Origin of the sequence: Sabulicella rubraurantiaca, from assembly GCF_017355885.1 — a bacterium.
GTDB lineage: Bacteria > Pseudomonadota > Alphaproteobacteria > Acetobacterales > Acetobacteraceae > Roseococcus > Roseococcus rubraurantiacus.
Window position 1 is genome coordinate 1 of the sequence record NZ_JAFEUU010000039.1, and the last position, 11,510, is coordinate 11,510.

General features: G+C 66.2%; 10 protein-coding genes and 1 pseudogene. 8 read left to right on the forward strand and 3 right to left on the reverse strand.

Annotated elements, in window-relative coordinates; genetic code table 11:
• Positions 1-617, forward strand: a 617-nt coding sequence (locus JTJ31_RS24010; RefSeq protein ID WP_207541272.1) for a M10 family metallopeptidase C-terminal domain-containing protein, incomplete at its 5' end; no start/stop codon positions are given.
• A 148-nt stretch (positions 618-765) separates the two neighbouring features.
• Here the strand turns inward: JTJ31_RS24010 and JTJ31_RS24015 are convergent.
• Entirely contained in the window at positions 766-1,443 is a 678-nt protein-coding gene (locus JTJ31_RS24015; protein WP_207541273.1) for a hypothetical protein, read from the reverse strand.
• Between the two features lie 479 nt (positions 1,444-1,922).
• Between JTJ31_RS24015 and JTJ31_RS24020 the strand changes: the two genes are divergently transcribed.
• On the forward strand, positions 1,923-2,567 hold the full coding sequence (locus JTJ31_RS24020) for a PEP-CTERM sorting domain-containing protein (RefSeq protein ID WP_207541274.1): 645 nt from the start codon (positions 1,923-1,925) through the stop codon (positions 2,565-2,567).
• A 311-nt stretch (positions 2,568-2,878) separates the two neighbouring features.
• On the opposite strand, the gene JTJ31_RS24025 is transcribed toward JTJ31_RS24020, so the two are convergent.
• The gene (locus JTJ31_RS24025) at positions 2,879-3,769 is read right to left on the reverse strand and encodes a LysR family transcriptional regulator (protein ID WP_207541275.1); all 891 of its coding nucleotides are present in this window, start codon (positions 3,767-3,769) and stop codon (positions 2,879-2,881) included.
• A gap of 153 nt (positions 3,770-3,922) precedes the next feature.
• Between JTJ31_RS24025 and leuB the strand changes: the two genes are divergently transcribed.
• The 6 genes from leuB (at position 3,923) to JTJ31_RS24055 (ending at position 11,285) form a co-directional block, all read left to right on the forward strand.
• Positions 3,923-5,017, forward strand: a complete 1,095-nt coding sequence (gene leuB / locus JTJ31_RS24030; RefSeq protein ID WP_328805813.1) for a 3-isopropylmalate dehydrogenase — start codon at positions 3,923-3,925, stop codon at positions 5,015-5,017.
• Between the two features lie 11 nt (positions 5,018-5,028).
• Entirely contained in the window at positions 5,029-6,444 is a 1,416-nt protein-coding gene (leuC, locus tag JTJ31_RS24035; RefSeq protein ID WP_207541276.1) for a 3-isopropylmalate dehydratase large subunit, read from the forward strand.
• 1 nt (position 6,445) lies between these two features.
• Complete coding sequence (gene leuD, locus JTJ31_RS24040) at positions 6,446-7,036, forward strand: 3-isopropylmalate dehydratase small subunit (protein ID WP_207541277.1); 591 nt, start codon at positions 6,446-6,448, stop codon at positions 7,034-7,036.
• Positions 7,037-7,070: 34 nt separating this feature from the next.
• Positions 7,071-8,054, forward strand: a complete 984-nt coding sequence (locus tag JTJ31_RS24045; protein WP_207541278.1) for a Bug family tripartite tricarboxylate transporter substrate binding protein — start codon at positions 7,071-7,073, stop codon at positions 8,052-8,054.
• Between the two features lie 829 nt (positions 8,055-8,883).
• Complete coding sequence (locus JTJ31_RS24050) at positions 8,884-10,086, forward strand: MFS transporter (RefSeq protein WP_328805814.1); 1,203 nt, start codon at positions 8,884-8,886, stop codon at positions 10,084-10,086.
• A 218-nt stretch (positions 10,087-10,304) separates the two neighbouring features.
• Positions 10,305-11,285 carry a Bug family tripartite tricarboxylate transporter substrate binding protein gene (locus JTJ31_RS24055; RefSeq protein WP_207541279.1) on the forward strand — a complete coding sequence of 327 codons (981 nt, stop codon included), beginning with the start codon at positions 10,305-10,307 and terminating at the stop codon, positions 11,283-11,285.
• Between the two features lie 115 nt (positions 11,286-11,400).
• Here the strand turns inward: JTJ31_RS24055 and JTJ31_RS24895 are convergent.
• Positions 11,401-11,510 (reverse strand): annotated as a pseudogene (locus JTJ31_RS24895) (IS630 family transposase); the annotation flags it as partial.

Genomic DNA, 11,510 nt, shown 5'->3' on the forward strand with positions numbered 1-11,510 from the left:
ACACGATCCAGCTTCAGGGGATCGAGCGCGTCGTGGGCGGCAACGGGGTGGATGTCGTGACGCTGGCCCAAGCCGTGAACGGCATGGTGGTGGAGCTGGGCAGCGGCGCGGACACGCTCAAGCTCGCCGCCGGCACCAACAGCGTTACCGTGTCCAACACGGAACTCGTGCTGGGCAACTCGGGCTCGGACTGGATCATCGCCAAGGGCAACACCGCCACGCGGCTGGAAGGCGGGGCCGGGGACGACGCCCTGATCGGCGGCGGCGGGGCGGACGTGCTTTATGGCGGCATGGGCCAGGACCGGCTGACCGGCGGGAGCGGGCCTGATCGGTTCCTGTTCAAGTCCACGCTGGACTCGATGCTGGCGGCGCCCGACCGCATCACCGACTTCACGCCCGGCCAGGACCTCTTGGCCTTCGAGGGGCTGGGACAGAAGAACTTCATGTGGCTGGGCGCGAACGGCTTCACCAAGCTGGGCTTCACCCAGGCCCGCTTTGAGGACGCGACCTCGACCCTGCAGCTGGACGTGAACGGGGATGCGGTCGCCGACATGGCCGTGACCCTGGACGGCCTCAAGGCCGCCATGCTCTCCCAAAAGGACTTCTCCTTCGTCTGAGAAGATCTGCGCCGGGCCCCACCAAGCAGGGGTCCGGCGGCGTCGCACTGCCGTTGCGCATCAGCCACGATCGCGGCGAAAAATTGGCCCCGGCTCTTGCGAGCCGGGGCCGTACCTAATTCATACCAGTAGAGGAAGCGAAGTGCGTTCAGGCCGCGACCTTGCGGCGGGCCACGGCGAGGCCGAGCAGGCCGATGCCGAGGAAGGCCAGACCCGCCGGTGCCGGCACGGCCGAGGCACTCGCATTGCCGCTGACGCTCGCCGTGAAGCTGCAGACCGTCGAGCCGCAAATGCCGAGTTCTTGGGACAGCGCCGTGAAGGTGAAGCCGATCGACGATGGATCGCCGAGCTTGGAGGCCGGGATGTTATCCGAGGTGAAGGTCACGGAGCCCGGTGGATCCGTCGCGATCAGGCTGGCCTGGAAGCCTCCGTTGGGTCCCGCCAGGCGCGAGCCAGCCAGGGCGATGTCGGCGAAGCTGCCCGACAGGTAATTGATGCCGGTGCCGCCCGTACCCGAGGTGATGGTAAAGCTGCCGGCGAAAGCCTGGAAGACATCAGTCCCTGCAACAAGCGACGCGGCGCCCGTGCTGGTCGCGTTCAGGTTCAGGTAGGCCTGGAAGGGCGTCGGCGTACTGTCCGAATAGGCCGAAACCGTGATTGCCACGTCCGACCCGGTCAGGGTCGTGCTGCCGCCGCCGGCAGCGGCGGTGATGGTGTTCGAGGTCGAGTCTTGGGCGAAGGCGATGATCGTGATCGGCGCCGCCTGGGCCATGGCGCTCAGGCCGACAAAGGCCGCGGTCGTCGCCAGCAACGCTAGCTTCCTCATCTTGGTCCTCCTCAGACCTTTGCTGATGGTGCTTCCGAAGCTTCGAGGGCCGGGAACCTGCCCTGTGAAGTCTCGCAACGAGCGTTCGGCTCGTCGCACAGGGCTAAGCAAGAGCCATGCCAAAAGGTAAAGCTTTGGTATTGCCGGATTTTTTGAGGATCTCGCCTCGCGAGCAAGTCAAGTTGTAAAGAAAGCACGAAGAAATGCGAAAGTGCATTTGGCTGCATGACCGTGGTCGGAGAATTGCGTCTCGCGCTTCGGTCTAAGTCAATCGTAAGGCTGAGAAATTTTGCCATTTCCGTGCAACCCAGTTGCGTGTCGGTTACCTATCCAACTTCATGGAAATCGACGGCGCACTTCTAGGTAAGCTATTGTAAACACCAGAAAAAAGCAGTTTGGCATGGAGCTTGCAGAACTGCGGCGCGCCCGCGCTGTCGGGCGCTCTTCGCCGATCGTGGCAAATAAATAAGGACTCAATGATGCAGATTCTGAAGCAAGCGGTTCTGGGCTTTGCCCTTCTGGCGGCGCCTGTCGCGGTGAGCGCGGCGCCCCTGACGGGCTCGATCGACTTCGGGGGCATCTTCCAGGGTGTCGATGGCAGCGGCGCCAATGTCCGTCTCGCCGATGCCGTGGCCATCGACTTCTGCTCCAATGTGGTCGGTCCCTGCGTCACAGGTGCCGGTGGCTCCTTCTCGGTCGATGCCGTCAGCGCCGGCAGCAACCTGCCGGTGACGGCTGGCAGCATCGGCACGATCCAGGACTTCAACTTCGCCGCCTTCGCAGGCCCGATCGCCAACTTCTTCACGGTGGGCGGATTGTCGTTCGACCTGAATGCGATCACGCCTGTGCAGTACACGATCCCCCCGTTGTCGCCCGCGACCACCCCGACGGATTACCTGCTGATCAGCGGCATCGGTACGCTGCGAGCGGCAGGCTTCGATCCCACCCCTGGCACCTTCACCTTCTCTGGCCAGACGGACGGCATCAACCTGATCGGTGACTTCACCTTCTCCGGTGGTGCGGCTGCGCTTCCGGTGCAGGTGCCCGTGCCCGCGCCGGCCGGTCTTGCCCTGCTGGGCGCTGGCCTGCTCGGCCTCGGCCTGGTGCGCCGCAAGGCCGCCTGACACTTCCTCATCAAGGGTCACTAGGAGCGCTCCGGTCCCAAAAGGGCCGGGGCGCTTTTCTTTGTCTGCGTGAAGCGCTGTCGCCCGCAGATGCGGAACAGCTGTGTAGCACCCGATGCCCCAGCCGAGTTGCCCCATTCACGCGGAAGCGGCCCCGGCTAGTGAGATCTGGGGAGTGCACGGGGTGCGGGAGGCGACCGTGGCGAAAGCGGAAGAGGACCGGATGACGGCGGTGCATTCGCTTGCGGACCGGTAGTCCCGCCTGTGGGAGCAGGCTGCGCGAGGGCGCTGGCGATTTCTGAGCGGAGGGATCAAGACGGCTCGGCGCGGTGGGCAGCCGAGAGATGCTCCACCAGCAGCCGCGCGGGTGTCGTCGCCTCGCCAGGAGGGAAGCATAGGCGCAGCCGCCTTGACGCCCAGGGCTCGCGGAGCGGGCGTAACACCATGCCTGCTGTCCGGCGCGGCCGCGCCATCGCCGCGGGCAGGATCGAAACACCGAGCCCCGCCTCCACCATCCGAGCGATCGCCTCGCTTCCCGAGACCTGGACACGAAAACGCGGGAGGCTGCCGGCTGCGGCGGCGGCCCGTTCGATGAGGGTCGTCAAGGAGCTGCCCGGTCGCCCCAGTACGAAGTCGTAGGAAACCATCTCCGCGAGGGTGAGCGCGCGACGGGTGGAAAGAGGGTGGCCAGCGGGCAGCACCGCCACAAGCTGCTCCGTCTTGTAGGCGACCGTGGGAAGATCGCCGGCGGAATATGGCTCGGCGAAGATGCCCAGGTCGGCGGCGCCATCCTTCACCATTTCGACGGCCTGCCGACTCAGCGCGTCATGGACGGAGATCGTGACACCGGGATGGCTGAGCGAGAAGCTGCGCAGCTCATCCGGCAGATAGTTGGAGGCGATGGCGATGCTCGCGGCGATGGACACGGTGCCGCGCACGCCCTCGGAAAATTCGGCCATCTCCAACTGCATCTGCGCCAGGTTCCGCAGGACCGTCCGCGCGTTGCGCAGCAGCACCGCGGCGGCGGGAGTGGGCTCGAGCCCGTTGGGATGGCGCATGAACAGCTTCGACCCAATCCTCGCCTCAAGGAGCCCCAGGCGCTTCGACACGGCGGAGATAGCGATGTTCTCGCGTTGCGCGGCCCGGGTGATCGAGCCCGTCTCCATGATTGCAACGAACAACCGCAGGCTCTGAAGGTCCATCGGGGGACGCTCCCTCGAGAGATAGGCCTTGTCCATGGGGAGGGGTGCCCTGGGCTGCCTTTCTCCATCGGAGAAACCCTCTTGGCGCTTTGCTGTTTGCCCGCCCGGCTCAGCCGGACCAGCCTGAGGGGACAGAATCGGAGGAAACCAAGGGTGTCGCTTAGCAATCGCAAACTGAAGATCGCTGTGCTGCCCGGCGATGGGATTGGTCAGGAGATCGTCCCCGAGGCGGTGAAGGCGGTGAAGGCCGTTACAGGTCACGTGCCGGTGGAGATGGAGCAGGGCGAGATCGGCTGGACCGCCGTGGAGCGGACCGGCGAGGCGCTTCCCCAGGCCACGCTCGACCTGATCGAGGCCAGCGATGCCATCCTCTTCGGCGCGATCGGTGGCCCGGAGTATGAGGCATGGAAGCGCACCAACCCCCGCGGGTCGCCACTTCTGCGGCTGCGGCAGGACCTCAAGCTCTTCGCGAACTACCGGCCGGTGACGCTGTTTCCCGAGTTGGAAAATGCCTCGACCCTGAAGCCCGAAGTCATTCGCGGCCTCGACCTGCTCATTATCCGCGAACTGAACGGCGACATTTACTTCGGGGAGCCGCGCGGGCCGGTGTCTAATGGGGTAGGGCAGCGCGAATCCATCAACACCATGCGCTACACCGAGGCGCAGATCCGGCAGGTGGCCCATGCCGGCTTCCGCGCCGCACAGAGGCGCCGCGGGAAGCTCTGCTCCGTGGACAAGGCCAACGTGCTGGAAACCATGGCGTTGTGGCGCGACGTGGTGACGGAGGTCAGCAAGGAATATCCCAACGTCGAGCTGACGCACCTCTTCATCGACGCTGCTGCGATGAGCCTGGTGCGGCACCCCACACAGTTCGACGTGATCGTCACAGGCAACATGTTCGGTGACATCCTGTCGGACGAGGCGGCAATGCTGACCGGGTCGCTCGGCATGTTGCCTTCCGCCTCCATCGGGGCTGGCAGCAAGGGCCTCTATGAGCCGATCCACGGCTCCGCGCCGGATATCGCCGGCAAGGGCGTCGCCAACCCGCTTGCCGCGATCCTCTCGGCCGCGCTGATGCTCCGCTTCTCCTTCGAGATGGAGGAGGAGGCCCGGCGTATCGAGGATGGCGTCAGAGAGGTGCTGGCGGCGGGGCTGCGGACCGGCGACATCATGGAGGCCGGCGCACGACGCGTCGGCACACGCGAGATGGGCGACGCGGTGGCGGAAGCCATCGCCGCCGCAGCCTGAGGAGGCACGCCATGGCAAAGCCTCTGACGCTGTTCGAGAAGATTTGGTCTGCGCACGAGATCCACCGCGAAGATGACGGGACCAGCCTCCTCTACGTGGACCGGCACTTCATCCACGATGGGTCGCGCACCGCCTACAACCAGCTGGCCAAGCGCGGGCTTGGCGTCCGGCGGCCCGACCTCACCTTCGCCACGCCGGACCACTACGTCCCGACCACGAGCCGCGCCTTTGAGGACGTCGAGGGGGAAGACCGCAAGGACATGGTCGCCTCGCTCACGCGTAACACACGCGCCTCGGGTGTGACGGAGTTTGGTCTGAATGACATCCGGCACGGCATTGTCCATGTCATCGGGCCGGAGCAGGGGCTGAGCCTGCCGGGGATGCTGATCCTCTGCGGGGATAGCCACACCTCCACCCACGGCGCGGTCGGAGCCCTGGCCTTCGGCATCGGCGCCTCAGAGGTTGCGCATGTCCTCGCGACGCAGGCGCTCTGGCAGCGCAAGCCGAAGACGATGCGCGTGGTGGTCGAGGGCAAACTGGGTGATGGCGTCTCCGGCAAGGACCTCGTGCTGGCGCTCATCGCGCAGATCGGGGTGAATGGCGCGACGGGCCACGTGATCGAGTATGCGGGACCGGCCATTGAGGCGCTGTCCATCGAAGGGCGGCTGACCGTCTGCAACATGTCCATCGAGGCAGGTGCCCGCGCCGGCATGGTGGCGCCGGACGAGACGACCTTCGCGTATCTCCGAGGCAAGCCGCATGCGCCAAGCGGCGCGGAGTGGGACACGGCGGTCGCGCGCTGGCGCGCGCTTCGGACCGACCCTGGCGCCACCTTCGACCGAGAGGTCCGGCTCGACGCAGGCAGCATCGAGCCGATGGTCACTTGGGGAAACCGGCCTTCGGAGGCGATCCCGGTCGCTGCCGCCATCCCTGACCCGGCCGCCTCCGATCCCGCGCAGCGCAAGCTCCTCGGTGCGGCGCTTGAGTACATGGATCTCCGCCCCGGACAGCGCATGACCGAGGTGGGGGTGGACTACGTTTTCATCGGTTCCTGCACCAACGGCCGCATCGAGGATCTGCGCGCTGCGGCGCAGGTCGCGCGTGGACGGCGTGTGGCGGCAGGAGTGAAGGCCATCGTCGTTCCTGGCTCGGGGCTCGTGCGTCAGCAGGCTGAGCGGGAGGGGCTTGACCGCATCTTCGTGGAGGCTGGCTTCGAGTGGCGGCATTCCGGCTGCTCGATGTGCCTCGCTGTGAACGGCGACACCGTGCCGCCCGGGAAGCGCAGCGCCTCCACCTCCAACCGCAACTTCGTCGGCCGGCAGGGGCCGGATGCACGCACGCACCTCGTGAGCCCTGCGACCGCTGCGGCAACGGCCGTGGTGGGGCGCTTCGCGGATCACCGGTCGCTCACCCGGCAGGGAGGCTGAGATGGGAAAGTTCGAGACGCTGGTCGCGACGGCGGCGCCGATGGAGGCACGCGACATCAACACGGACCTGATCGTTCCGGGGCGCTTCCTGCGGCGACTGCGCGAGGAGGGGCTGGGCGAGTGCCTGTTCCGTGACCTCCGCTTCCACGAGGACGGGACCCCGAAGCCCGATTTCGTCCTCAACCGGCCCCCATACCGGGATGCGCAGATCCTCGTCGCCAACGACAATTTCGCCTGTGGGTCATCGCGCGAATACGCGGTCTATGCGCTGTACGACTACGGCATACGCTGCGTCATTGCCCCGAGCTTCGGGGACATCTTCCACAATAATTGCTTCAAGTCCGGCCTCCTCCCGGTCGTGCTGCCCGAGGCCGACGTGGCGGATCTGCGCGCGCAGGCGGGGACGGCGCAGGGTAAGCCCTTTCGCGTCGACCTCCCGTCGCAGACCGTCACGGGTCCGGATGGCGTGGCGCGGCGCTTCGAGATCGATGCCTTCCGGAAGAAGCTGCTGCTGGCTGGGCAGGACGAGATCGCCTTCACCTTGAGCCACGGGGAGAAGATCGCAGCTTTCGAGGCCGCACGCGCGATCTGATCATCCCAATCAAAGAGAAAATCGAGGAAGCGACATGAAGAGACACATTACCCGGCGCGCCGCCATGCTTGCCCTCCCGACGGCCTGTCTCGCGGCCCCGGCCCTTGCGCAGAGTGGCTTTCCGAGCCGTCCCCCACGGCTCATCGTGAACTTCGGTGCAGGCGGTGCGGCGGACACGGTGGCGCGCCTGGTGCAACCGAAGATGTCGGAAGCCCTCGGGCAGTCCATCGTCATCGAGAACCGGACCGGTGCGGGTGGCACGATCGGCGCGGTCACTGTCGCCCGTTCGGAACCCGATGGCTACACGGTGCTCTTCGACAGCCCCGGGCACATCATCAACCCGCTGCTCCAGCCCAACATCCCGATCAACTACGAGACGAGCTTCAGCTACATCTCAGGCGTAACGATCCAGCCCTGGGTGTGGATCGTGTCGTCCAACGGATATGCCGCTCGTGACCTCCAGGGCTTTGTGAACGAGGCCAGACAGCGCGGCGAGACTGTTATCTTCGGCTCATCCGGCATCGGCAGCGCGGGCCATCTGGCGGGGGAGCTCCTGGGGCAGCGGACTGGGCTTCCGATGGAGCACGTCCCTTACCGCAGCGGTGCCGAGGCCGGGAATGACGTGGCTGCGGGCAACCTGAAGGTGGCCTGCATCACCGTCTCGTCCGCCCTGCCAGCCATCAATGCCGGCAAGGCACGATACATCGCCAGCACGGGTGCGCGGCGTTCGGTGGCAGTACCCGACCTGCCAACCTTCGCCGAGAGCGGCTTCCCCGGTTTCGACGTGACGAGCTGGATCGGCATGTTCGGCCCAGCCGGGCTGCCAGCCGAGCTGATCGGCGCATGGAACAGGGCCATTGGGACTGCCCTGCGTGACGATACCGTGCGCGCGCGGCTCTCAGCAGCCGGGTTCGAGTCCGACCCGACCACGCCCGAGGAGTTTGCGGCGAAGATCGCTCGGGAGCGCGTGGTGCTCAGCGAGTCGGTGCGGAGCTGGCAGAATGCTGCACGACGGTAGGTGACCGACGCGGGCGGGGCGTCGCATCTTGACGCCGCGCCCGAGAGACCGTTCTGGCTTGTGCGGTGCGTGACGCACTCTAGATGCGTCTGCCCTCGGTCCCTCTTGAGAGATGGATATCGTATCCACAATTTCTGCTCTCAAAGGTGCCTATGGCCTGGTTGCCCTGTATCTGGCCTTGAATGCGAATGATCGCACTGGCGCCACGGCCCACGAGTTCGAACCGTCCGTCGTCGTTCACGGCGCCCGATGCTGAGAAGCCCTGATCGGTATCGTACACCACTCGCGCCTGTCCATTCGCCACGGACATGGTGCGCTGGATGACTGTGGCCCCGCACTGGCCGCTGTTGCGGGTCAGCCTGAATGTTCCCCGATACACCCCGTCGAACCTTGCGGCGGGGGCCGCGACAGCCTGTGCCGCAGGGGCAGCAGGGGCAGGGCGCGTCATGTCCTGCTGGCAACCGCCGGCCATGAGGAGCATCCCCAAGGCCAGAAATGCGGGTTGATGAACTCGTGTCATGACAACTCCTGCCTCATCTCTCCTGGCCGCGTCTTGCTGGGCCTTACCCGCAGAAATGGTTCCGCAGTCTTGGCCGACGCGACCCTGCGCCGTAAAGGTTCTCGCAGTGCCACCAGCGGACAGCATGGCGACAAGAGACCACGATAGACTAACCGTCTAGTCGCGCAGTTGGTCGCTAGAGGCGAATCAGCGCGATTGCCTCTCTCGCCCACGCGACCGCGGCCTGTCATGCTCATGCCTACGCGGCGCAGAGGAAAACGGTGCCATGGACGCCATGCTGTGACCGGCATTCGAGCGCGGAGGGATGGCGTGGAGTCGCCCTACGCTTGGCTGCGCCTCCTTGTCGCGCTGCTGCTTGCCACGATCGGCTGCGTGGGCATGTGGTCCGTCGTTGTGGTTCTTCCGGCGGTGCAGGCGGAGTTCAAGGTGGATCGAGCCCAAGCCTCACTGGCCTACACGCTGGTCATGGTGGGCTTCGGGGTGGGAGGCATCGCGGCAGGACGGTTGACAGACCGGTTCGGCACCTTCCGACCGGTTTGCGCGGGCATTCTCCTGCTGAGCTTCGGCTATGCCGCCGTTGCGCAGGCCAATAGCATGGCCAGCTTCGCCGCACTGTACGGCGTGATGGTGGGGGTGGGCAGCTCCGTGATGTTCGGCCCGCTGGTCGCCGACGTTTCTCACTGGTTCAACCGCCGGCGTGGCATCGCGGTGGCGCTCTGCGCGAGTGGAAACTACTTCTCCGGCGCCGCTTGGCCGCCGCTCCTGCAGTATCTGATCTCCACGGTGGGCTGGCGCCAGACGCATTTGTGGATCTGCGTCATCTGCCTCGTCACCATGCTGCCGCTCTCCCTCCTGCTCCGGCGGCGTCTGCCTTCGCAGCCTAGCTGGACGTCGGCGCCGCATGGCGGCGCGGCGGCGCCCTTCCTGCCGCTGGGCCTGTCGCCCAATCTGCTGCAGCTTCTGCTGATCGTGGCGGGCGTCGCGTGCTGCGTCGCGATGGCAATGCCGCAGGTGCACATCGTCGCTTACTGCGTGGACCTCGGCTACGGCGCGGCGCGCGGCGCGGAGATGCTGTCGGTGATGCTGGCCTGCGGCGTGGTCAGCCGCCTTGGCTTCGGCTTGCTGATGGATCGCATCGGCGGACTGGCGACGCTGCTTCTCGGCTCTGCCTTGCAGGCGGTGGCGCTGACGTTGTTCCTGCCCTTTGACGGGTTGGTGTCGCTCTACATCCTATCGGCGCTGTTCGGGCTGTTTCAGGGCGGCATCGTGCCCAGCTACGCGATGATCGTTCGCACCTACTTTCCGCCGCAGCAAGCAGGAACGCGGGTGGGAGTGGTGCTATCGGCAACGCTGGCCGGAATGGCACTGGGCGGCTGGATGTCGGGTGCGATCTTCGACCTGTCGGGTTCCTACCACGCCGCGCTGGTGAACGGCCTGTTGTGGAATTTTCTGAACATGGCCATTGCGTCTTGGCTGATGCTGCGCGCGTGGCGGTGGCAACACCTCCACTGAGGCCCGCAAATGCGGATTCGTGTCCGGACGGTCCACTCGCCCGGAACGCAGCCTCTGGGGCGGCGGGCGTAGTAAGCACCGCTCGGCAGGGCTTGCGGCTGGCCGCTATGTAGCGAGTCCTATACGGGTGTCTGACGAAAGACCCCTGCCACCGGGTCTGTGGCGGGGCATAAGGCAGCCGTGGCACCCTCCCAGCAAAATCACATGGGAGGGGGGCGATGCCCCACACGAAGCGAGACTTTTTGGCCCTTGCCCTGGCCACATCCGCCCTGAGCGCGCCGAAGTCGATCCGGGCCCAGACCCCGTCTTTTCCGAGCCGCCCTGTCCGCATCGTCGTGCCCTTCACGGCAGGTGGACCGACCGACGCCATCGCACGGGCGGTCGCCGCCCAGCTTGAAGCCGAGTGGCGCCAGCCCGTGGTTGTGGAGAACCGGCCAGGCGCCGGCGGCAGCACCGGAAGCGCGGTCGTCGCACGGGCCGCGCCCGATGGTCACACCCTGTTGGTGACGGCCAATTCGCACGTCATCAACCCCGCGGTGCTGCGCAACCTGCCCTTCGACACCCAGCGCGACTTCACAGCGATCATCCGCCTCGCCGACGGCCCCTTTGTGCTCGTCGTGCATCCCTCGCTCGGCGTCCGGACGCTGCCCGAGTTCGTTGCGCGCATGCGAGAGCGGCCAGGCAGATTCAACTACTCGTCCCCGGGACACGGCACGAACAACCACCTCGCCATGGAGCAATTGAAGGCCATGGCAGGAATCGACATCACGCATGTCGCTTATGGTGGGGCGGCTCCGGCGACCACGGCGCTGCTGAGCGGGGAGGTGCAGGCCCTGATCAACAATTTGGTCAATTCTCTCCCGCACATCGCCGAAGGGCGCATGGTCCCCGTCGCGATCGGCGGAATGGAGCGCTCCCCCGTGCTCCCGGATGTCCCCTTGATGAGCGAGACTTATCCGGGGCTCACCGCCGTGAACTGGTATGCTGCGTTTGGGCCCAGCGGCATGCCGGCGGGTCTGGTCACCACCATCAACGCATCGATGTCGCGCGCGGTGAGGAGCCCGGCCGTCGCGGACCGCCTGCGGTCCCAGGGCATCACCGCAGCAGGCGGCCCGGCCGCCGACTTCGCACGCCAAGTGGAGGAAGAAGTTGTGACCTGGGGTCGCGTGGCCCGCGAGGCCGGCGTCAGGCCGGAGTAGAGCCGTGACGCGAGCATAGTCCGGCACCAGGGCCCGGTGGCCAGGTCCCCTGACAGGGGCTGCTCGCGGCTCGGCTTTGCTTTGGAGAGAGAGGCCGACCTAGAGCAGAATCCGCTCATTCGGGCTCGTACCCTGTCGCGGTGAAGTAGTTGGCGCACTCAGCTGGCGTGAAGGCCGGCAGTGCGTCGCGGATGGCATCCCAGAGGTCTTCGATGGTGCGGGCGG

Coding starts and splice junctions, on each gene's coding strand:
- JTJ31_RS24015 (WP_207541273.1), bottom strand. CDS start 1,443: ATGAGGAAGCTAGCGTTGCTGGCGACGACCGCGGCCTTTGTCGGCCTG.
- JTJ31_RS24020 (WP_207541274.1), top strand. CDS start 1,923: ATGCAGATTCTGAAGCAAGCGGTTCTGGGCTTTGCCCTTCTGGCGGCG.
- JTJ31_RS24025 (WP_207541275.1), bottom strand. CDS start 3,769: ATGGACCTTCAGAGCCTGCGGTTGTTCGTTGCAATCATGGAGACGGGC.
- leuC (WP_207541276.1), top strand. CDS start 5,029: ATGGCAAAGCCTCTGACGCTGTTCGAGAAGATTTGGTCTGCGCACGAG.
- leuD (WP_207541277.1), top strand. CDS start 6,446: ATGGGAAAGTTCGAGACGCTGGTCGCGACGGCGGCGCCGATGGAGGCA.
- JTJ31_RS24045 (WP_207541278.1), top strand. CDS start 7,071: ATGAAGAGACACATTACCCGGCGCGCCGCCATGCTTGCCCTCCCGACG.
- JTJ31_RS24055 (WP_207541279.1), top strand. CDS start 10,305: ATGCCCCACACGAAGCGAGACTTTTTGGCCCTTGCCCTGGCCACATCC.